At 69.6% G+C, this 19721-nt stretch carries 22 protein-coding genes; 10 read left to right on the forward strand and 12 right to left on the reverse strand.

Features of this window, described 5'->3' with window-relative positions:
• Positions 1-6 precede the first annotated feature (6 nt).
• The 4 genes from ACEN9N_RS25065 (at position 7) to ACEN9N_RS25080 (ending at position 2272) form a co-directional block, all read left to right on the forward strand.
• Entirely contained in the window at positions 7-435 is a 429-nt protein-coding gene (locus ACEN9N_RS25065) for a VOC family protein (RefSeq protein WP_007832591.1), read from the forward strand.
• 240 nt (positions 436-675) lie between these two features.
• Positions 676-1056 carry a hypothetical protein gene (locus tag ACEN9N_RS25070; protein WP_042673279.1) on the forward strand — a complete coding sequence of 127 codons (381 nt, stop codon included), beginning with the start codon at positions 676-678 and terminating at the stop codon, positions 1054-1056.
• 56 nt (positions 1057-1112) lie between these two features.
• Entirely contained in the window at positions 1113-1526 is a 414-nt protein-coding gene (locus ACEN9N_RS25075) for an organic hydroperoxide resistance protein (RefSeq protein ID WP_007832587.1), read from the forward strand.
• A gap of 110 nt (positions 1527-1636) precedes the next feature.
• Positions 1637-2272, forward strand: coding sequence for a dihydrofolate reductase family protein (locus ACEN9N_RS25080; protein WP_007832585.1), 636 nt, complete (start codon positions 1637-1639; stop codon positions 2270-2272).
• Positions 2273-2297: 25 nt separating this feature from the next.
• On the opposite strand, the gene ACEN9N_RS25085 is transcribed toward ACEN9N_RS25080, so the two are convergent.
• The gene (locus ACEN9N_RS25085) at positions 2298-2756 is read right to left on the reverse strand and encodes a CopD family protein (RefSeq protein ID WP_413315025.1); all 459 of its coding nucleotides are present in this window, start codon (positions 2754-2756) and stop codon (positions 2298-2300) included.
• A gap of 47 nt (positions 2757-2803) precedes the next feature.
• Positions 2804-3772, reverse strand: a complete 969-nt coding sequence (locus ACEN9N_RS25090) for a LysR family transcriptional regulator (protein ID WP_413315026.1) — start codon at positions 3770-3772, stop codon at positions 2804-2806.
• Positions 3773-3897: 125 nt separating this feature from the next.
• Between ACEN9N_RS25090 and ACEN9N_RS25095 the strand changes: the two genes are divergently transcribed.
• The 5 genes from ACEN9N_RS25095 (at position 3898) to ACEN9N_RS25115 (ending at position 9505) form a co-directional block, all read left to right on the forward strand.
• The gene (locus tag ACEN9N_RS25095) at positions 3898-5247 is read left to right on the forward strand and encodes a DUF3100 domain-containing protein (RefSeq protein WP_495654772.1); all 1350 of its coding nucleotides are present in this window, start codon (positions 3898-3900) and stop codon (positions 5245-5247) included.
• A gap of 148 nt (positions 5248-5395) precedes the next feature.
• The gene (locus tag ACEN9N_RS25100) at positions 5396-6565 is read left to right on the forward strand and encodes a M20 aminoacylase family protein (RefSeq protein ID WP_495654773.1); all 1170 of its coding nucleotides are present in this window, start codon (positions 5396-5398) and stop codon (positions 6563-6565) included.
• 4 nt (positions 6566-6569) lie between these two features.
• Positions 6570-7955: an L-serine ammonia-lyase gene (locus ACEN9N_RS25105; RefSeq protein ID WP_495656422.1), complete on the forward strand. Its 1386-nt coding sequence runs from the start codon at positions 6570-6572 to the stop codon at positions 7953-7955.
• 78 nt (positions 7956-8033) lie between these two features.
• Positions 8034-8864, forward strand: coding sequence for an isocitrate lyase/PEP mutase family protein (locus ACEN9N_RS25110; protein ID WP_413315029.1), 831 nt, complete (start codon positions 8034-8036; stop codon positions 8862-8864).
• 5 nt (positions 8865-8869) lie between these two features.
• A complete protein-coding gene (locus ACEN9N_RS25115; protein WP_413315030.1) occupies positions 8870-9505 on the forward strand; it encodes a uracil-DNA glycosylase family protein in 636 nt (211 codons plus the stop codon).
• Here ACEN9N_RS25115 and ACEN9N_RS25120 read toward each other — a convergent pair.
• The 7 genes from ACEN9N_RS25120 to ACEN9N_RS25150 all read right to left on the reverse strand — a co-directional run bounded on the left by ACEN9N_RS25120 (position 9451) and on the right by ACEN9N_RS25150 (position 16218).
• A complete protein-coding gene (locus tag ACEN9N_RS25120) occupies positions 9451-11127 on the reverse strand; it encodes an amidohydrolase (protein ID WP_413315031.1) in 1677 nt (558 codons plus the stop codon). The genes ACEN9N_RS25115 and ACEN9N_RS25120 overlap by 55 nt on opposite strands.
• A 1-nt stretch (position 11128) precedes the next feature.
• Positions 11129-12118, reverse strand: coding sequence for a tripartite tricarboxylate transporter substrate binding protein (locus ACEN9N_RS25125; RefSeq protein WP_413315032.1), 990 nt, complete (start codon positions 12116-12118; stop codon positions 11129-11131).
• Between the two features lie 59 nt (positions 12119-12177).
• Positions 12178-12534 carry a cupin domain-containing protein gene (locus ACEN9N_RS25130; RefSeq protein ID WP_007832571.1) on the reverse strand — a complete coding sequence of 119 codons (357 nt, stop codon included), beginning with the start codon at positions 12532-12534 and terminating at the stop codon, positions 12178-12180.
• 18 nt (positions 12535-12552) lie between these two features.
• The gene (locus ACEN9N_RS25135; RefSeq protein WP_413315033.1) at positions 12553-13560 is read right to left on the reverse strand and encodes a quinone oxidoreductase family protein; all 1008 of its coding nucleotides are present in this window, start codon (positions 13558-13560) and stop codon (positions 12553-12555) included.
• Positions 13561-13563: 3 nt separating this feature from the next.
• On the reverse strand, positions 13564-14454 hold the full coding sequence (locus ACEN9N_RS25140) for a beta-keto acid cleavage family enzyme (protein ID WP_495654774.1): 891 nt from the start codon (positions 14452-14454) through the stop codon (positions 13564-13566).
• Positions 14451-15215, reverse strand: coding sequence for an SDR family NAD(P)-dependent oxidoreductase (locus tag ACEN9N_RS25145; protein ID WP_495654775.1), 765 nt, complete (start codon positions 15213-15215; stop codon positions 14451-14453). Before ACEN9N_RS25145 ends, ACEN9N_RS25140 begins: the two co-directional genes overlap by 4 nt.
• A 136-nt stretch (positions 15216-15351) precedes the next feature.
• Complete coding sequence (locus ACEN9N_RS25150) at positions 15352-16218, reverse strand: dioxygenase family protein (RefSeq protein WP_007837932.1); 867 nt, start codon at positions 16216-16218, stop codon at positions 15352-15354.
• Between the two features lie 133 nt (positions 16219-16351).
• On the opposite strand from ACEN9N_RS25150, the gene ACEN9N_RS25155 reads away from it, so the two are divergent.
• The gene (locus ACEN9N_RS25155; RefSeq protein WP_495654776.1) at positions 16352-17386 is read left to right on the forward strand and encodes a LacI family DNA-binding transcriptional regulator; all 1035 of its coding nucleotides are present in this window, start codon (positions 16352-16354) and stop codon (positions 17384-17386) included.
• Positions 17387-17398: 12 nt separating this feature from the next.
• Here ACEN9N_RS25155 and ACEN9N_RS25160 read toward each other — a convergent pair whose 3' ends face one another.
• From ACEN9N_RS25160 to ACEN9N_RS25170, 3 genes are read right to left on the reverse strand one after another with little or no spacing between them, the layout of a single operon-like run.
• A complete protein-coding gene (locus ACEN9N_RS25160; protein ID WP_413315036.1) occupies positions 17399-17740 on the reverse strand; it encodes a hypothetical protein in 342 nt (113 codons plus the stop codon).
• 16 nt (positions 17741-17756) lie between these two features.
• Positions 17757-19430 (reverse strand): hypothetical protein, encoded by a 1674-nt coding sequence (locus tag ACEN9N_RS25165; protein ID WP_495654777.1) that lies wholly within the window; start codon positions 19428-19430, stop codon positions 17757-17759.
• Positions 19431-19461: 31 nt separating this feature from the next.
• Positions 19462-19656 carry a YjiS-like domain-containing protein gene (locus ACEN9N_RS25170; protein WP_007837912.1) on the reverse strand — a complete coding sequence of 65 codons (195 nt, stop codon included), beginning with the start codon at positions 19654-19656 and terminating at the stop codon, positions 19462-19464.
• Positions 19657-19721: the final 65 nt, after the last annotated feature.

The following is a 19721-nucleotide window of genomic DNA, read 5'->3' on the forward strand; positions in this document are numbered from 1 at the left end:
GCGCACATGACGAGACCGGTGCGCCCACCGTTCTCGGTGCTGCGCATCGACCACATCGTGCTGCGCGTGAAGGACATGGAACGCGCCGTCGCGTTCTATGTCGACGTGCTCGGATGCAACGTCGAGAAGCGCCGCGACGACCTGGGCCTGGTGCACCTGCGTGCCGGCGCCAGCCTCATCGATCTCGTCACACCCGACGGCCCGCTGGGCCGCCAGGGCGGTGCGTTGCCCGGCGCCGAGGGCCGCAACGTCGACCACCTCTGCCTGCGCATCGAGCCCTTCGACGAAGCGGACATCCGCGCGCTGATGGCGCGCCACGGCGTGGCCCTTCACGGCGATGTGCAGAACAACTTCGGCGCCGAGGGCTACGGCCCGTCGATCTACCTGAGCGACCCCGACGGCAACACCGTCGAGCTCAAGGGCCCGGCCGCCTAGCTGCAGCCCGGCCGCCAGGCTGCTCCTGAGCGCCCGCTCTTCGGTTTTCTCTTTCGGTTTGTACGCCACTGTGTCTGGCCGGCGCAGCGTACACACGCGCATGCAAATCTGCCGGTGGCCCGACACATCGTGGATACAGCCCGCCGATGTAATTCATGCATCGCCACCGACGACACATGCACCGAGGAGGCGATGGTGTTCAACCGACTCCTTCACCCTTCGTCTTTGAAAGACATTGCCATGAAAACCACCAAGCTCCTGATCGCCGCCGCCGCTCTTTCCGCTTTCGCCATCGGCGCCAGCGCAGAGGACTACCAGGGCGTCCTGCAATTCCAGTCGTCCGCCAGCCGCACCGCCGTGCAAGCCGCGGGTGTGGTCGCCGCCCACGGTGCCGACCCGTACGCCGACGGCGCCACCGCAGGCGTGCCCGCCGTCATGGCCGGCCTGAGCGACCGTGCCCAGGCTCGCGCCGGCGCCATCGCCGCGGCCCGCGCCGGCAACATCTACGCAGACGGTGCAGGCGCCGGCCCCGACGAGCGCTTCACCAGCACGCTGGACCGCGCCGCGGTGCGCGCCCAGGCCGTTGCCACGGCCCACGGCATCGACCGCCTGGCCCTCTGAGCCCGGCCCGCACAACGCCACTTCCACCACGATCCCCTCTCATCCAAAGAAGCACCATGACCGACAAGCAAGTTCTCTACACCGGCAAGACCCACACCACCGGCGGCCGCCAGGGCGCATCGCGCAGCAGCGACGGCAACCTCGACATCCAGCTGTCGCCCCCCGGCGGCAACGGCACGGGCACCAACCCCGAGCAACTGTTCGCGGCCGGCTGGTCGGCCTGCTTCATCGGTGCCATGGGCAAGGCCGCGGGCGGCCTGAAGGTCAAGCTGCCGGCCGACCTGGCGGTGGATGCCGAGGTCGACCTGGTGCTGCAGGAAGGCCAGTACGTGCTGCAGGCGCGCCTGGACGTGAGCCTGCCGGGCCTGGACCGCGAGACCGCGCGCGCCGTGGTCGACACCGCGCACCAGACCTGTCCTTACTCCAAGCTCACGCGCGGCAACATCCATGTCGAGCTGAATCTGGCCTGAGCCTTTTCGCCGATATGCGCGAGCCCGCCCCCTGTTTGCAGCGGGCGGGCTCGCGCATAGACTCCGCCTTCTCTGCAACCCAGGCCGGCTTCGCCGCCGGAAAGCGACGTATGAGCAGCAAGGTCTTCTTCGACGTGGGCATCTCGCTCGACGGGTACATGGCCGGTCCGAACGCCAGCCCCGGCAATCCGATGGGCGACGGTGGCCGAGCCATGCACGGCTGGATCTTCCAGACCGCCACCTTCCGCGAAATCCTCGGCATTCCCGGCGGAGGTGGCGAGCAGGGCACACCCGACGACGCGCGGGTCCAGCATGTGTTCGCACGCACCGGTGCCTACGTCATGGGCCGGCGCATGTTCGACGAAGGCGAGGTCGGCTGGCCCGAGAACCCCCCGTTCCGCGGGCCCGTGTACGTGCTCACGCATTCGCCCCGCGAACCCTGGGTGCGCCAGGGCGGCACCACCTTCCATTTCGTGACCGACGGCCTCGCGAGCGCGCTGGCGCAAGCCAAGGCCGCGGCCGGCGGCAAGGACGTGCGCATCTCCGGCGGCATCGACACCGTCCGCCAGGCCATCAGGGCAGGCTTGCTCGATGAATGCACGATCCACGTCGCGCCGAACCTGCTGGGCGCGGGAAAGCGGCTGCTCGACGGCCTCGCACCCGGCGAGATGAAGCTGGTGCCCGTGCGCGCCGACGGCTCGGCGCTGGTGACGCACCTGGACTACCGTTTCGCCCAGGCTTCGTGAGGCAGGGGGGCGTGGCGGGCGCTGCCTACCCCGCCCGTCCCATGGTCGCCACCCCGAACACCACGACCCCCAGCGCCAGGTTCACCATCACCAGCTGGCGCACGGTGTTCAGCCGCGCGGCCGCCGCTGGCCATGCGCTTTCGTCCACCGCGCGCCGCAGCGCCCTGAACACCGACGCGCGGATGTAGACATAGATCGCGGCCATCACGATCGCGATGCTCATCATCGCCTCGATGCGCCAGTGCACGGCGCGGAAGCCGCCGGCCGAGAGGATCATCGTCACGCCGGTCACGAACAGCAGCGTGACGGCCGCATCCACGCCGACGAAGAAGCGCCGCAGCGTCGCGGCCATCATGCGCAGCCGCAGCGGCGGCTCCAGCGTGGCGACCGCCGACGGGCGCACCGCGAAGTGCATGGTGGCCATGCCGCCGACCCAGAAGGCGGCGCACAGCAGGTGGATGAAAAGCGCAATGACGTAGGACATGGGGCCCGATCAGAACACCGAAAGGGCCGGGCGCGCAATGCGGCCAGTCATGCCGCGGCCGCCCGGCCGCGCGTGGCCGCGCGCTTCTCCTTGCCGGGCGTCTCGTCGGCATAGCGCCGCATGTCCGCCACGATGCGCCGCAGCAGCTCCGCTGCAGCCGGCGACAGCATGCGGCCGTGCCGCGACACGATGTGCGAGCGCCCTTGCGACAGCAGCGGGTTCTTCATCGGCAGCTCGATCAGCTCGGGGTTGCTGGCATTGGGCGTGAGCGAGATGCGCGTGCCCAGCGTGTAGCCGAGCCCGGCCGACACGAAGTGGCCCAGCGCGCTGAACGAGGTGGTGGTCAGTACCGAAGGCAGGCGCACGCCTTCGCTGATCTCGGCCGCCTCGATGTGCTGGCGCACGCCGAAGTTGCGGTGCAGCGTGGCGCCGGGGTAGGGCAACAGGTCGGCCAGCTTGAGCGGGCGGCCCAGTTGCGCGAGCGGGTGCGAGCGCAGCACCATCGCCTGGATCGGCTGCGGGTGCGACTGGTGCGAGGTCAGCCGTTCGTCCTTCGGCGGCTGGAACAGCATGCCGATGTGGGCGCGCTCCTCGACCACGCGGCGCACGATCTCGTCGGTGCTGGCCACGTCGAGGTCGACGGTGATCTTCGGGTGCGTGGTCATGAAGTCGCGCAGGCTGCGGCGCATGAGCCAGTCGATGTAGCCCTCGCCCGCCACGATGTCGATGTGGCCGCGCTCGATCTTGCGGATGCCATCCATCTGCGCCATGAGGTGCTGCTTCTGGCTGTTCTGGCGCCGCACGTAGCCGGCCAGCATTTCGCCCGCGTCGGTGGCCACCACGCCGCGGCCGTGGCGCTCCAGCAGCGGCACGCCACACTCCTGCTCCAGGATGCCGATGGCGCGGCTCACGGCCGAGGGGTCCATGTCGAGCACGTCGGCAGCACCGCGCACCGAGCCGCTGTCGAGCACCTGCATGAAGTAGCGCACGCGGCGCGTGTCGAGCTTGTCGTCCATGGCCCGGCCTCCTGAGTGTTGCATTCAATGCATCGAATATCTCGATTTACTGTCATTGATGCAATAGGCCTACATGCGGAAACTTGCCGGCATTCGTTCCAACCGCGCCAGATGAGCCCCCACCGATGACCTCTGCAGCCTCCGTTCTCGCCACCGCCGCGCCCTCGAGCGCCTCCGGAAAACTCAAGCTCGCGCTCGTCACCCTGGCCATCGTGGCCGCGGCCGAGCTGATCGGGCCGGTGCAGTTCAGCGTCGGCCCGGGCAAGGTGGCGCTGCTGCCGATGCTGTGGGCGCTGCTGATCGCGGCCGCGTGGGGCATTGCGCAGCGCCGCGTGCCGGTCGTGCTGCGCGTGGCCACGGCCGAGCAGTCGTTCGCCGGTGGCCTGCTGAACGCGGGCCTGCTGCTGTTCGTGGTGAAACTGGGCCTCACGGTCGGCGCCGCGCTGCCGCAGGTGAAGCAGGCCGGCTGGGCGCTGCTGTTCCAGGAGTTCGGCCATGCGCTGGGCACGCTGGCGCTGGGCCTGCCGCTGGCGCTGCTGCTGGGCATCAAGCGCGAAGCCGTGGGCGCCACTTTCTCGGTGGGCCGCGAGGGCAACCTGGTGATCATCGGCGAGAAGTACGGCATGGCCTCGCCCGAAGGCCGCGGCGTGCTGGCCGAGTACATCACCGGCACGGTGCTGGGCGCGCTCTTCATCGCGGTGCTGGCGGGCTTCATCGCCAGCCTGCACATCTTCGACCCACGCTCGCTGGCCATGGGCGCCGGCGTGGGCTCGGGCAGCCTGATGGCGGCGGCACTGGGCGCCATCGCCGCGCAGCAGCCGGCCGAGATGCTGCCGCAGCTCACCGCCATTGCCGCCGCTTCGAACCTGCTGACCACTGTGGCCGGCTTCTATTTCACGTTGTTCCTGTCGCTGCCGCTGTGTTCGTGGCTTTACGGCAAGCTGGAGCCGGTGCTGGGCCGCCTCTCGAAGCGCGGCGCGCAGGCGGCGGCTGGCACGGGGGCCATGTCGCAGATTGCGCAGGCCGGCATGCCGCACGGCGGCGCGATGTCGCTGCGCGACACGCTCATCGCCTGGGCGGTGGTGGGGGGCGGCGTGCTCATCGGCAATTCGCTGACCTACAAGGTGCCGATGCTGGTGTCGCTCGAAGGCATGGCTGTGGTGGCGCTGATCGCGCTGACGGTCGAGGGCATCAAGCGCCTCGCGCCGCGCCTGCCGATGGTGCTGGTGCTGTCGGTGGTGGCTACCGTGGCGGGCATTCCGGGGCTGTTTCCGTTCTCCGACGCGCTGATCGCGCTCACCGGCAAGCTCAACTTCCTGGCCTTCACCACGCCCGTGCTGGCACTGGCCGGCTTCTCGGTTGCGAAAGACGTGCCGATGTTCCGCCAGTTGGGCTGGCGCATCGTGGTGGTGTCGCTCACAGCCACGGCCGGCACTTTCCTCGGCGCTACGTTGATCGCCGAATTCTTCCACTGACAACCAAGGCTCGCCCCCAGGCTTCGCGCACTTCGTGTCGCTTCGCCAACCCCCTACCGGGGGCAACACCTGCGGCCCGGCAAAGCCGGTTCCGCGGTGTTCCCCGCAAAGTCCATCCAGTTCCTGTTCATCCACCGAGATCAATCCCATGTACCGCGATCCCGAAATTGCCGAAGACACCCGCGCCCGCATGCTGAGCTGGCGCCGCGACATCCACGCCAACCCCGAGACCGCCTTCGAGGAACACCGCACCGCCAACGTCGTTGCCAACGCGCTGATGCTGATGGGCCTGTCGGTGCATCGCGGCCTGGCCGGCACCGGCGTGGTCGGCACGCTGAAGAACGGAGAAGGCCCGAGCATCGCGCTGCGCGCCGACCTCGACGCGCTCAACATGCAGGAGCTGGGCACGCAGGCGCATGCCTCCAAGTGCGTGGGCAAGATGCACGCCTGCGGCCATGACGGCCACACCGCCATGCTGCTGGGCGCGGCCGAGCACCTGTCGCGCCACAAGCCCTTCAAGGGCACGGTGCAGTTCGTGTTCCAGCCCGCCGAGGAGAACGAAGGCGGCGGTCGCGTGATGGTGGAGGAGGGCCTGTTCGAGCAGTTTCCGGCCGATGCCGTCTACGGCATGCACAACTTCCCGGCGCTGCCGCGCGGCCAGTTCGCCATCCGCAAGGGCACGATGACGGCCTATCTCGACACCTTCGAGATCATCATCACCGGCAAGGGCAGCCACGGCGCCATGCCAGAGACCGGCATCGACTCGGTCGTGGTCTCGGCCCAGCTCATCAATGCATTGCAGACCATCGTGAGCCGCCGCACCGGCGCGACCGACTCGGCCGTGGTCAGTGTCACGCAGATCCACGGCGGCGACACCTGGAACGTGATCCCCGAAACGGTGGTGCTGCGCGGCACCGTGCGCACGCTCGATGCCGCCATCCAGGGCAAGACCCAGGCGGCCATGCAGCAGATCTGCGACGGCGTGGCCGCCACGCACGGCGCGAAGGTAACGCTCGACTATCGCCGTGGTTACCCCGGCGTGGTCAACACGCCCGCCGAGACGGACGCCGCCATCGCCGCCGCCGCCAGCCTGGTCGAGCGCGCGCAGGTGCACACCGACATTCCGCCGGCCATGGGTTCGGAAGACTTCGCGTTCATGCTGCAGAAGCGCCCGGGTGCGTACATCGGCATCGGTGCAGGAGAAGGCCCGAACGACCCGAACGTGCACAACCCGTACTACGACTTCAACGACAACATCCTGCCGCTGGGTGCCGCCTACTGGGTGGCACTGGTCAAGCAGCAGCTTCCCGTCGCATGATGCGCTGATGCTCTCCGCCTTCGACATCTTCAAGATCGGCATCGGCCCTTCGAGTTCGCACACCGTGGGGCCGATGCGCGCCGCGCTCATGTTCGCGCAGTCGCTCGAACGGCAAGGCGTGTTGGCGCGGGTCGCGCGGCTGCATGTGGACCTGTTCGGCTCGCTCGGCGCGACCGGCCACGGCCACGCCACCGACCAGGGCGTGATCCTCGGGCTCTTCGGCGACGCGCCCGACACCGTGCGGCCCGAGACCGTGCAGCCCCGCCTGGATGCACTGCGCCGCACCGGGCAACTGAGCCTGCTGGGCACCACACCCATCGCCTTCGACCGCGTGCGCGACATTGCCTTTCGCGGCGAGGAGTCGCTGCCCGAGCACCCGAACGCCATGCGCTTCACGGCTTTCGCGGCCGATGGTGCCATGCTGGCCGAGGCCGCGTACTTCTCGGTCGGCGGCGGCTTTGTGGTCGAAGGCGGGCAGGCCGTGGCCGAGACGGCGGCCGCCGCGTCCAGCGTGCCGCATCCCTTCTCGACCGGCGACGAGCTCATGGCGCAGTGCCGCGCCACCGGCCTCTGCGTGGCCGCGCTGGTCATGCGCAACGAATGCGTGTGGCGGCCCGAAGCCGAAGTGCGCAGCGGCCTGCTGCGCATCTGGAGCGTGATGCAGCAGTGCGTGCAACGCGGCTTCGGCATCGACAACCCGCTGGCCGCGCTCGCGTTGCCCGGGCCGCTGCGCATGCGCCGCCGCGCGCCCGAGCTGAACCGCGAACTGCTGGCGCAGGCCGGCGCGGCCGACCCGCTCGCGGTGATGGACTGGGTCAATGCCTTCGCGATGGCGGTGAACGAAGAGAACGCGGCCGGCGGCCGCGTGGTCACCGCGCCCACCAACGGCGCGGCGGGCGTGGTGCCGGCCGTGATGCACTACTACCAGCGCTTCGCGCCGCAGGCGAGCGACGACGGCATCGTCGATTTCCTGCTCACCGCCGCCGCCATCGGCATGCTCTACAAGGCCAACGCATCGATCTCGGGCGCTGAGGTCGGCTGCCAGGGCGAGGTGGGCGTGGCCTGCTCGATGGCGGCCGGCGCACTGGCCGCGGTGCTCGGCGCCACGCCCGCGCAGGTCGAGAACGCGGCCGAGATCGGCATGGAGCACAACCTGGGCCTGACCTGCGACCCGGTGGGCGGCATGGTGCAGATCCCTTGCGTGGAGCGCAACGCGATGGGCGCGGTGAAGGCCATCAACGCGGCGCGCATGGCGCTGCGCGGCGACGGCAGCCACTACGTGTCGCTCGACGCCGTGATCCGCACGATGAAGCAGACCGGCGAGGACATGAAGTCCACCTACAAGGAAACCTCGCTGGGCGGGCTCGCGGTGAACGTGGTGGAGTGCTGACCCAGAGCGCCGGGCCGCGGGGGCTGCGTCAGAATGCAGGGCTCGTTGTTGCCACGCACGCAGAAAGATGAGGCTCCCATGACCCGCACCGTCGCCCAGAAACGCGCCGACTTCCGCGCCCTTCACGAACGAGGCTGCTTCGTCATCCCGAACCCCTGGGACACGGGCAGCGCGCGCTACCTCGAAGGCCTGGGCTTCAAGGCACTGGCCACCACCAGCTCCGGTTTCGCGTGGTCGCAAGGCCATGCCGACGGCGCGATGTCGCGCGAATCGATCCTTGCTCATCTGCGTGAGCTGGTGGATGCCACCGACTTGCCCGTGAACGCCGACTTCGAGAACGGTTTTGCCGTCGACGCGCAAGGCGTGGCCGAGAGCGTGCGCCTGGCCATCGAGACCGGCGTGGCGGGCCTGTCGATCGAGGACTCGACCGGCAACGCGGCCGATCCGCTCTTTGCCATCGACGGGGCGGTCGAGCGCATGCGCGCCGCGCGCCAGGCCATCGACGCCTCGGGCGCCGACGTGCTGCTGGTGGGCCGCGCCGAGAACTTCTTTGTCGGCCGGCCCGACCTCGACGACGCCGTCGCGCGGCTCAAGGCCTACGCGAACGCGGGCGCCGACTGCCTCTACGCGCCCGGCATCAAGACCCGCGAGCAGATCGCGGCGGTGGTCGCGGCCGTGGCGCCCAAGCCGGTCAACCTGCTGGTCGGCGGGGTCAGCGAACTGCGCATGGTGGACATCGCCGAACTGGGCGTGCGCCGCGTCAGCGTGGGCGGCGGCATGGCGCGCGCGGCCTGGGGCGGCTTCATGCGCGCCGCGCGCACGCTCGCGGACGAGGGCCGCTTCGACGGTTTCGCGGATGCTGCGGCGGGAAGCGAACTCAACGCTTTCTTCCGTCCGTTCGCCGGCTGAGGCCCGTGGACGCGCTGCTCGCCGAGATCCGCAGCTGCCGCGTCTGCGCCGAACACCTGCCGTTGGGGCCGCGTCCCGTTGTGCAGGCCAGTGCCGGCGCGCGGCTGCTGATCGTCGGGCAGGCGCCCAGCCTCACCGTTCACAAGACCGGCGTGCCGTGGGACGACAAGAGCGGTGAGCAACTGCGCCGCTGGCTCGGCGTCGACCGCGCCACTTTCTACGACGCGGCACGCATCGCGCTCATGCCGATGGGCTACTGCTATCCCGGCCGCGGTAACAGCGGCGACCTGCCGCCGCGCAAGGAATGCGCGCCGCTGTGGCAAGACAGGCTGCTCGCGCAGATGCCGCGCATCGAGCTGACATTGCTCATCGGCCAGTACGCGCAGCGCCACTTCCTGGGCAAGACCGCGCGCGCCAACGTGACCGAGACGGTCGAGGCCTTTGCCGACTACGCACCGCGCTTCATTCCGCTGCCGCATCCGTCGCCGCGCAACACGGGCTGGTTCAAGCACCACCCGTGGTTCGAGAGCGAGGTGCTGCCGGTGCTGCGCGAGCGCGTGCGGCACGCGTTGGAGCCCGCCTTGTCTTACGGCGCCACGGCCACCGAAGTGCCCGCCGCCTCGAAAGGCCGCGCGGCGTAGACCACGCGCCCGCCCACCACGGTCATCAGCGAAGTGGTCTTGCCAATGCGCTCCAGCGGCACGGTGAAGAAGTCCTGGTCGAGCACCGCGAAGTCCGCGAGCTTGCCGACCTCCAGCGTGCCGCGCCTGCCTTCGTCGAAGCTGAACCACGCGCTGCCCGCCGTGTAGAGCCGCAGCGCCTGCTCGCGCGTGGGTGTCTCGTCGGGCCCGCGCATCGTCTTGCCGCTCACGGTCTTGCCGTCGAGCATCCACTGCAGCGCGACGAAAGGGTTGTACGAGGCCACGCGATGCGCATCGGTGCCAGCGCCCACGTTCACGCCGGCGCGCAGGGCCGTGCCGATGGGCGGCATGCGGCGCGCTGCGTCGCCGCGCACGGCGAGCGCGCGATCGCCCTGGAAGTACATCGCGTCCTGCATCGTCCAGCCGATGCCCAGCGCCTTCATGCGCGCGAGCGTCTCGGGCGAAGCATCGTCCAGGTGCGCGATGGACCAGCGCAGGCCGTTGATTGGCACCTCGGCGTTCAGTTTTTCGTACAGCCCGAGCAGATGATCGACCGAGCCGTTCTCCTGCCAATGGATGGTGACCGCGAGCTTCTTCGTGGCCGCCCATTTGATGAGCTCATAGAACTTCGCCTTCACTGCCTCGTCGGGGAAGTTGTTGTTGTACATCGCGAGCGTCACGCGCTCGCCCAGGCCGTTGAACTTCAGCATGTCGTCGCCGAAGCCCATCGGCAGCATCTGCGTGAGGTCGCGAAACTCCTGCAGCTCGGCGCCGGGCTTCTGTGCGAACACGCTGTAGGCCACGCGCAGCGTCAGCGCCTTCTCGCGCCACAGCTCGAACAGCGCCGCGTACTGCGAGGGCGCAATGCTGAAGCCGCCCGGGTCCACCAGGCCGGTAATGCCGAGCCGGTTCAGCTCGGTGAAGAAGGCGCGCGTGCCCGCTACGTTGTCGTCGTAGGTCGGCTTGGGCAGCTTGTCGAACAGGGCCGAGATGCCGACGATGTCGCCGGTCATCCAGCCCGGCGCACCGTCGGGCGAGGGCTTCATGCCCGCAGGCAGGGTGCCGGCGGGAACGCCGAGTGCCTCGAGCGCCTTGGGCGTCATCACCACCGCTTCGTAGAAGAGCTGCACGTACACCGGGTGGTCCGGCGCGGCCTCCTGCAGCTCGGCCATCGTCGGACGCCGGCGCTCGGCGAACTGCTGCTCAGTCCAGCCGCCTGCAACGATCAGCCAGCCGCCGGGGCGGGCATTGGCAGCGGCGGTGCGGATGCGCGCCATGGCTTCGGCGATGGTGCCTGCGCCGATCCAGTTGACTTCGGTCGAATAGCTCAACGCCGCGCGCACCGCGTGCATGTGCGAGTCGATGAGACCGGGAATGACGGTGCGTCCGCCCGCATCGACGGCGCGTGTCGCGGAGCCCGAGAGTGCGCGCATCTGCGCGGCATTGCCGACGGCCACGATGCGGCCGTCGCGCACGGCGAGTGCTTGCGCGGTGGTGCCGGCGGCATCGAGCGTGGCGATCTTCGCGTTGATGACGACGAGGTCGGCCGGCTGCGCCTGTGCGGCGCCGGGCATGAGAAAGCCGGCGACGAGGGCGGCCGCCGTGAAGAGCGTGCGGGTCATGTCAGTCGACCTTGATGCTCGCGGCCTTGACCACCTGCTGGGCCTTGCCGGTCTCGTCCACGAGGAACTTGTTGAACTGCGCCGAAGGCATGGTGAACGGCTCGGCACCGAGCTTCTCCAGCCGTTCCTTCAGCTCGGGCGACACCATGATCTTCGCGACCTCGGCCTGCAGCCGGTCGACCACCGGCTGCGGCGTCTTCGCGGGCGCGAACAGACCGACCCAGAACAGGTACTCCGAGCCCGGCACGCCGGCCTCCGCGGTGGTCGGCGCATCGGGCAGCGCCGACGAGCGCTTGCCCGTACCCACGGCCAGCGCCTGCAGCCTGCCGGTCTTGATGAGCGGCAGGGCGGACACCATCGGCGCGAAGAACCAGTCGACGCGCCCGGCCATCACCTCGGTCATGGCCTCGGGCGTGCCACGGAACGGCACGTGCTGCGCGTCGATGCCGGCCGCGAGGCGGAACACCTCGGCGTTCATGTGCGTGGCCGAGCCGTTGCCCGCCGAGCCGTAGTTGAAACCGCCGGGCTTGGCCTTGGCCTTCGCGACGAGGTCCTGCACGTTCGCGAAATGCGAGGGCGCGGTGACCAGCACGTTGGGCAGGCTGGCCATCGGCGTGATGCCGGTGAAGTCCTTGATCGTGTCGTACGACAGGCCCTTGTAGATCCACGGGTTCACGAGGTGGCCGGCCGAATGCACCAGCAGCGTGTAGCCATCGGCCGGCGACTTGGCCGCAATGGCCGCGCCCAGCGTGCCTCCGGCACCGGGCTTGTTGTCGACGATCACGCTGGTGCCCAGTGCGGGCCCGAGCTTCTCGGCCACGAGGCGTGCGACGATGTCGGTGCCGCTGCCTGCGGTGAAGGGCACGACCAGCTTGATCGGCTGCGTGCCCGGCCACGGGCCCTGTGCGTGGGCGCCGGTCAGCGCGCAGGCGGCCAAGGCTGCTGCCGCCGCCAGTGTCTGCCTGCGGCTCCATGGGGATGTCTTCTTCATGCGTCTTGTCTCCGTTGAATTGTTCGATGAGCGATGAATGACCGAAAGAGGGGAGGCCGCTACGCCGGTGGCGCGTTCGGCATCACCAGCGCGACCAGCACCGGCCGGTTGCTCCGGTTCTCCAGCTGGCGCTTTTCGCCGGGTGCGAAGCGGCAGCTGTCGTAGGGCTCGAGCACGTCTTCCTGGTGTGCGCCGTCGATCTCGCCGACCACGTGCAGCTGGCCTTCGAGCACGAGATACAGCTTTTCCATCGGCGAGCCGTCGAGACCGGTGTGGCCGCCGGGAAGGATCTGGCTCACGCCCATCCACATCTGCGTGGACGGCCCGGCCTCTTTGCCTTGCAGCCGCAGGCAACGCATGTCGAAATGGTTGGGCGCCTCGTAGTGCGGCGCTTCGTTGAAACGGGTCACGTGCATGGTCGGGTGCTCCAGGGTTCAGGGTCGCAGCACGACGCGGTCGGTGCTGCCAGAGAGCACCAGCCGGTAGGCGTCGATCGCTTCGTCGAGCGTGAAGCTGCGTGCGACGGGAAAGGGCTTCAGCGTGCCGCGCTCGAAGCCTTCGCGCATGGCGTCGAGCTGCGCGGTGCTGGCGATGCAGTCCATCGCCAGCGAGTCGATGCCCACATAGGTGTGCATGCCCCGGTAGAACGCGAAGATGTCGAAGGGCACCGCGCGCTCGTGCGTGGCGATGAAGATCTGCGTCGCACCCTTGGCCATCGCCTTGTTGGCGGCCTCGAAGTAGGCGCTGCCGACGGTGTTGTAGACGATGTGCGCACCGCGCCCGTCGGTGAGTTCGCGCACCTGCGCGCCCACGTCGGCGTGGTGGCGCGCATCGATCACGTCCACCGGTCCGCTGGCAAAGCCCTCGAAGGGACCGGCATGCCGCTGTACCGCGATCACGCGTGCGCCGGCCTGCGAGGCCAGCTGCACCGCAGCCTGCCCGACTTTGCCGTTGGCGCCGAGCACCAGCACAGTCTGGCCCGCCTGCGGCATGCCGCTGCGGCGAAAGCCTTCGTAAGCGGTGACGAAGGGCACGCCCACCGCGCCGGCTTCGTCCATCGAGATGCCTAGGGGCTTGGCGCGCAGCGCCTGCTCTGGCAGCACCAGGTAGCGCGCATGCGAGCCGTCGCGGGTGATGCCCACGTCGCCGCCGGAGCCATAGACCTCGCGGCCGATCCACTCCGAAGGGCCGCTCACCACGGTGCCCGCGAAGTCGCGTCCCGGGGTGCGAGGCCACACGGCCTGCGGCATGATGCCCAGCGTGGCCTTCACGTCGCTGGGGTTCACGGCCGCGGCGGCGATGCGCACCACGGCATGGCCGGGCGGCGGCGAGGGCTCCGGCTGCGGCGTGGCTTCGAGCTGCAGCGCATCGAGGTTGGCTGCCTTCTCGTTCACGCGCAACGCGCGGGAGCTGTGGGCGGTATGCATGGCTGCGACGCTCATCGTTCAGCTCCTCGCACCGGGCAGGCCCAGCATGGCGCGCGCCTCGCGCGGGTTGGCGATCTCGCCACCCAGGCTCTGCAGGATGTCGCGCGCCTTCGCCACGAGCTGGGCGTTGCTCTCGGCGAGCACGCCCTTCTCCAGGTAGATGTTGTCCTCCATGCCCACGCGCACATGGCCGCCCAGCAGCCATGCCTGCGCGACGATCGGGAACTCCATGCGCCCGATGCCGAAGGCGCTCCAGAAGGCGCCGCGCGGCAGCATGTTGCGCGCATAGAGCAGCGTCTCGGGCGTGGGCGCGAAGCCGTACTTCACGCCGAGCACGAAGGTCCACATGGCCGGGCCGTCGAGCGTGCCGTCGGCGATCAGGTCGAGCGCGAGGTTGATGTCGCCGGAGTCGAAGATCTCCAGCTCGGGCTTCACGCCGGCCTCGCGCATCACCTTCGCCATGCGCCGCACGTTCTTCGGCGTGTTGATGACCACGTCGGGCCCCGAGTTCATGGTGTTGAGGTCGAGCGAGCACACGTCGGGCCTGATGAGCGCAATGTGTTCCACGCGCTTCTCGGGCGGCAGCAGCGTGGTGCCCGGTGCGGCGATCTTCGGATCGTCCTCGCTCGGAATGAAGCGCCCGCCCGGCCCGGTCGTGAGGTTGACGATCAGCTCGCGGTTCTCGCGGCGGATGCGCTCGACCACCTCGCGGTACAGCTCGACCTCCATCGAGGGCTTGCCGGTTTCGGGATGGCGCACGTGGATGTGCACCTGCGCCGCGCCGGCCTCGGCCGCGGCGAGGCACTCGTCGGCGATCTGCACCGGCGTGATCGGCAGGTGCGGCGTCTGCTCCGGCTTCACGAGGTTGCCCGTGACCGCGCAGGTGATGAGTGTCTTGGCGGTGCTCACAGGTGGCGCCCTCCGTCGACCACGATGCGCGTGCCGGTCACGAAGCGCAGGGTGGTGGCCAGCGCTTCGACCGTGGCCGCCACGTCCTCGGGCAAGCCGATGCGGCCCAGCGGCGTGGTGCTGGCCATCTTGCTGGCGAACTCCGCGCCGCGCCCGGGCACGAAGCCCGATTCCACCGCGCCCGGCGACACCGACACCACGCGCACCGACGGCGCGAGTGCCTTGGCCAGTGCGTCGCCCACCACGTCGAGCCCAGCCTTGGCGGCCACGTAGGCGAGGTTGCTGCCCACGCCCGTGAAACCCGCGATGGAAGAGATGTTGGCCACCAGCCCGTCGCCGCTGGCCTTCAGCATCGGCGCAAAGGCGCGGATGGTGGCGAACACGCCGCGGAAATTGGCGCGCACGATGTCGTCGATGAGTTCGTCGGTCAGCGTGTCGAGGTCGCCTGCCGGCACCGGCTTCGTATGGCCCGCGCTGTTGACGAGGATGTCGCAGCGCCCGAGCGTGGCCTTCACCTCCGCCGCCGCGGCCACGAGGCTGGGCGTGTCGACGATGTCGGCGCGGATCGCGGCATGGCGCTGGCCGCTGACCGAGGGCAGGGCGGCCGCGCGCGCCGCCGCATCGTCACCCTTGCGGTGCAGCAGCACGCAGGTGGCGCCGAGCGCGGCCAGGCGCGTGGCCGTGGCATAGCCGATGGCGCCAAGGCCGCCGGTGATGACGGCGACCTTGCCGTCGAGTCTGGAGACTGGATCGAAGCTCATGGATGTGAAAGGAGTGGATGAGTCGGTACGGAGTCTTTTCGCGGAACACCGCGGAACCGGCTTTGCCGGGCCGCAGGTGTTGCCCCCTCGAAGGGGGTTGGCGAAGCGACACGAAGTGCGCGCAGCCTGGGGGTGGTCAAGGTATAGGAGGGCGGGGGAACTTCATCTCGCCCGGTTCGAGTTCGAAGTCGTGGTGGAGTGACGCGCTCTTGCCGTCGGGGGCCAGTGCGAAGCGGCCGATGAGGCGGCGCGTCACGCCGAAGGTCGGGTCGCTTTCCAGGTTCTCGTCGTCGTCGGCGAAGACCTGCGTGATCAGCACCTTGTGGCCCGGCTTGCTCACCATGAAGTGCAGGTGCGCGGGCCGGTTCGGGTGGCGCACCTGCGCGCGCAGCAGCACGCCGCAGGGGCCGTCGGTCGGCACCGGGTAGCCGGCGGGACGCACGCTGCGGAAATGGAAGCGGCCCTCGGCGTCGGTGGAAAAGCGCCCGCGCAGGTTCATGTTCTCCTGCGACGGGTCCTGGTTTTCGTAGAGGCCGATGGGCGAGGCCTGCCACACGTCGACCGTGGCGCCGGCCACCGGCTGGCCCCTGCCGTCGCGCACCGTGCCCGTCACTTCGAGCGGAATGCCCGGCGTGCCCGAGCGCGCGATGCTCTCGCCCAGTGCGCAGTCTGGCGAGTTCGCGCGCCAGAACGGCCCGAGCAGCGCGGCCGGCGATTCGCCATGCGGGTCCTGGTTGTTCTGCAGCGCGACCACGGTCGATACACCCAGGATGTCCGCCGCCAGCACCACCTCGTTTTTGGTCTCGCCCGTGGCATGGCCGATGGCGACGATGAATTCGAGTGCCTGCTCGAACTCTTCTTCCGTCAGCTTCACTTCCTGCACCAGGGCATGCAGGTGGCGCGTGACGGCTTCCATCACGGTGCGCAACCGCGGGTCGGGCGTGCGTTTCATGGCATCGAGCGTGAAGCCCAGCACCGATTCGGGGGAGGTGGCGATGTTCATGGTGGATTAGTGCAATCGTTTGCACGATATTAGTCCAGATCGCTGAAAAGTAAAATGCCCCCGTTCAGCAGGTCGGGAATACCAGAACGCCCCGTGCACCCCTGACCGGCACGACAACCGTTTGCATCAATCCATGAGTACCAGCCCAACTTCCACGCCCGTGACCATCCGCGACGTCGCCCGCGCCGCCGGCGTGCACGTGTCGACCGTCTCCCGCGCGCTCAGCCCCAAGAAGCGCTCGCTGATCAGCGACGAGGTGCTGCGCGTGGTCGAGGAGGCGGCGCAGCGCCTGGGCTACCGGCCCAACCGCGCGGCCTCGGCGCTGCGAACGGGCCGCACCCACACCATCGGCGTGCTGGTGCCGGACATCACCAACGCGGTGTTCCCGCCCATCCTGCAGGGCATCGAGGCCAGCGCCGCGGCGCGCGGGTACTTCGTGTTCGTCACCAACGTCGTGGATCCCGCGCTCGCAAGGCCCGTGCTGGAGCGCATGCTGGCGCAGCGGGTCGACGGGGTGGTCATGGCCACCGCCACGCGCGACGACCCGCTGATCGAATTCGTCACCCAGGCCGGCATGACCGCGGTGCTGGTCAACCGGGCCGACGAGACCGGCCGCCTGCCCGCGGTGGTCAGCGATGACCGGCTGGCGATGAAGCTCGCGGTCGATCACCTCGTGGGCCTGGGCCACAAGCGCATCGCGCACCTCGCGGGCCCGCAGAACATTCCCACTGGCGTGGGCCGTCGGCTGGGCGTGGAGCAGGCCTTGAGGGACCACCGCATGAAGCCCTTCCGCGTGGTCGAGTGCGCGAGCTACAGCCGCGAAGCCGGCGCGGTGGCGATGAAGCAGATGCTCGAAGCCGGCGCCGCCCCGCAGGCCGTGGTGTGCTGCAACGACCTCGTGGCACTGGGCGCCTACGACGCGCTGCGCGAAGCCGGCCTGCGCGTACCCAAGGACATTTCCATCACCGGCCACAACGACATGCCGCTGGTCGACATGGTCGACCCGCCGCTCACCACCATCCGCCTGCCGCACCGCGAGCTGGGCTGGCGCGCGGCCGAGATGCTGTTCGACGAGATCGACGGCCGTTCGATGTCGGCGTCGACAGTGGTGCTGCGGCCGGAGCTGGTGGTGCGCAAGTCGACTGCCAAGCCGTCCGCCGCGCGCTGAGCGCGGCAGGACTCACTTCATCCGCCACCACAGGGCCGCGATGTCGTCGCTCAGGCCCGCGAGCAGAAGCGCCACGGCGACCAGCGCGACGATCGCCTTCGCGCGTCGCGACAGACCTTCCTTCGGCGCGAAGTCTTCGGCGCGGCCGCTGAAATGCACGCCGCAATGGGGACAGCGCAGCGCGTAGCCGAAGACGGGCTCCTTGCAACGGATGCAGGGCACTTCGTCCGGCCCCGGCTTCGCCGATGCGTCGGCGCCGTGCGATGCCTGCGCTGCTGCGCGCAGCTTCTGCTGCCGCGCGCGGCGTTCGCGGTGGGCGGCCAGGTCGATGGGGTCGTTGGAGTTCTCGGGCATGCTGCTGAAAACCAGTCTAGCTTGCGCGCGACGCGGCCTTCTTCCGCGCCGCCGGCCGACGTGGCGGCTTCGCCTCCAGCACCAGTTCTGCCGGCAGCGCGTCGTTCCACGATTCGGTGAAGTAGGCGCGGTCGCTCGGCACCAGTTGCGGCAGCGCTTCGCGCAGCGAGGCCAGCGACTGCTCCGCCGCTTTCAGGTCGCCCGCGTGCGCCGCGTACCAGGCGTGCTCGAACAGCAGGCTGCAATGCTGCAGGCCCGGGTAGCGGCGCTGCCCGGCCTGGTGATCGGCCAGCCGCGCCTGCGCCACCTGCACCCAGTGCGCCGGCCAATTCGCGGCGTCGAAAGCGTCGGCCAGCGGACCGGCCAGCGCCGAGACCGCGGCCGGGTCCAGCGGCTTCTGCGCGCGGAACTGCGCGAGCGTGGGCCGGGTCTCCGGCCTGCAGTGGCCGCGCGCGATGCGCATCAGGTAGATCGCGTTCCACGCCGAGCGGCCCTGCCCGTCGGCGCGGCTGCAGAGCCATTCGCTGAAGGCGATCCACTGCACGGCGCGGCGGGTGGTGTCGGCTTTGCCGTCGTGGGCGAGCGCGGGCAGGTCGGACAGTCCCACGCGGTCGAACAGCCATGCGGCCATGCCCATGTTGGCGGCCACGTGCTGCGCCGCGTCGAAGGAGTGCGACTCGAAGGCGGCCGCCAGCGCCTCGCCGAAGCGGCGCAGCGATTCCTCGGCGAGTGCGGCGGCCGCGGGCATGTCGTCGGCCGACAGCGCCAGCGCGCGCGAGCGGCACACCAGCGCCCAGAGGTTGCACCACTCGAAGCGCACGTCGGGGTGGTGCCGCAGCACCAGCGCGCGAGCCGCGTCTTCGGCCATACCGCCCAGCAGCGACTGCGCCAGCGGCAGGTCGCGCGCGGTGTAGGCACACCACGCCGAGACGATGCACTCCATCGCGCCGAGGTAGTCGTTGCCCGCCACGTGGTGCGCGAGCCGCTGCTTCTTGAGCGCCTGCAGCCGGCGCCGCGCCTGCTCGTTGTCGCCGAGGCGGCGCCACAGCATGGCCTCGTTGAGCGTGACCAGGGCGCGCTGGAAGTCGGTGGCGGCCAGCGTGCCGGCGAGGCGGATCGATTCGAGGGCGCTCCCGCCCGTGTTCTCGCCCGCCACGGGCGCCATCAGCCGGCCCTGCCGCGCCGCCTGCTGCGACGCGACCAGCTGCTTCCAGAAAGCCGCGTCCTGCAGGTGCACGGCATCGGGCGGCGGCGAGCCGGCGGTCCGGGCGACCTGTGATCCGCGCGAACGCAGCCCGAGGAACGACGCCACCTCGGCCGTCGTGGCCGCGCGGCCTTCGACCAGCACGCGCACGCGCTTCGCCTCGGCGGCCGGCAGCCAGAACGGGCCCTGGCTGCGCCGTTCTGCATTGAGGAAGCGGGGCTCGCGCTGCGTGTCCTCGCCCCAGCCGACCTCGATACGCCAGGCCTTGAAGTCGCGGAACGCGCGGCTCACGACCATGCGCAGCGTACTTGCGTCGGACACCTCGCCGCGCAGGTCCGCCAGCCGCACGATGCCGGCGCCGGCATCGTGGGCATGCCGCATGCGCACCAGCAGCCAGAGCGACTGAAAGGCCGCGCGCCGGCCATTGACCGACTGCGGCGAAGTGAGTTCGATGGAAAGGAGAGCGGGAAGGACTGGCTTGGGCACGGCCCCGATTTGAACCTCAAATCCGGTGGTGTCAGTAACGGTCGCGGTCCAGCAGCTGCGGCACTTCGCTGCGCCCGATGCCCAGGTCGCGCAGCTCGTGATCGCTCATGTGCGAAAGCTGCGACGCATCGGCGCGCATGCGGCGGCGATCCATCACGCGGCGGTGCCAGCCGCGCAGGGCATGGATCAGGCGTTGATGGAAGGACGATGGCTTTGGCGCGGTCACGATGGGCTCCTTGGTTGGGAGCGCTCATCTTCAGGCGACGCATGCTATTGTGGAAGTTGAGATTC

The sequence above is a fragment of the Variovorax sp. Varisp46 genome (genome assembly GCF_059491885.1).

Excerpts from the sequence above, each read along its gene's own strand:
- ACEN9N_RS25065 (WP_007832591.1), top strand. The coding sequence starts at position 7 with ATGACGAGACCGGTGCGCCCACCGTTCTCGGTGCTGCGCATCGACCAC.
- ACEN9N_RS25070 (WP_042673279.1), top strand. The coding sequence starts at position 676 with ATGAAAACCACCAAGCTCCTGATCGCCGCCGCCGCTCTTTCCGCTTTC.
- ACEN9N_RS25075 (WP_007832587.1), top strand. The coding sequence starts at position 1,113 with ATGACCGACAAGCAAGTTCTCTACACCGGCAAGACCCACACCACCGGC.
- ACEN9N_RS25080 (WP_007832585.1), top strand. The coding sequence starts at position 1,637 with ATGAGCAGCAAGGTCTTCTTCGACGTGGGCATCTCGCTCGACGGGTAC.
- ACEN9N_RS25085 (WP_413315025.1), bottom strand. The coding sequence starts at position 2,756 with ATGTCCTACGTCATTGCGCTTTTCATCCACCTGCTGTGCGCCGCCTTC.
- ACEN9N_RS25090 (WP_413315026.1), bottom strand. The coding sequence starts at position 3,772 with ATGGACGACAAGCTCGACACGCGCCGCGTGCGCTACTTCATGCAGGTG.
- ACEN9N_RS25095 (WP_495654772.1), top strand. The coding sequence starts at position 3,898 with ATGACCTCTGCAGCCTCCGTTCTCGCCACCGCCGCGCCCTCGAGCGCC.
- ACEN9N_RS25100 (WP_495654773.1), top strand. The coding sequence starts at position 5,396 with ATGTACCGCGATCCCGAAATTGCCGAAGACACCCGCGCCCGCATGCTG.
- ACEN9N_RS25110 (WP_413315029.1), top strand. The coding sequence starts at position 8,034 with ATGACCCGCACCGTCGCCCAGAAACGCGCCGACTTCCGCGCCCTTCAC.
- ACEN9N_RS25120 (WP_413315031.1), bottom strand. The coding sequence starts at position 11,127 with ATGACCCGCACGCTCTTCACGGCGGCCGCCCTCGTCGCCGGCTTTCTC.
- ACEN9N_RS25125 (WP_413315032.1), bottom strand. The coding sequence starts at position 12,118 with ATGAAGAAGACATCCCCATGGAGCCGCAGGCAGACACTGGCGGCGGCA.
- ACEN9N_RS25130 (WP_007832571.1), bottom strand. The coding sequence starts at position 12,534 with ATGCACGTGACCCGTTTCAACGAAGCGCCGCACTACGAGGCGCCCAAC.
- ACEN9N_RS25135 (WP_413315033.1), bottom strand. The coding sequence starts at position 13,560 with ATGAGCGTCGCAGCCATGCATACCGCCCACAGCTCCCGCGCGTTGCGC.
- ACEN9N_RS25145 (WP_495654775.1), bottom strand. The coding sequence starts at position 15,215 with ATGAGCTTCGATCCAGTCTCCAGACTCGACGGCAAGGTCGCCGTCATC.
- ACEN9N_RS25150 (WP_007837932.1), bottom strand. The coding sequence starts at position 16,218 with ATGAACATCGCCACCTCCCCCGAATCGGTGCTGGGCTTCACGCTCGAT.
- ACEN9N_RS25155 (WP_495654776.1), top strand. The coding sequence starts at position 16,352 with ATGAGTACCAGCCCAACTTCCACGCCCGTGACCATCCGCGACGTCGCC.
- ACEN9N_RS25160 (WP_413315036.1), bottom strand. The coding sequence starts at position 17,740 with ATGCCCGAGAACTCCAACGACCCCATCGACCTGGCCGCCCACCGCGAA.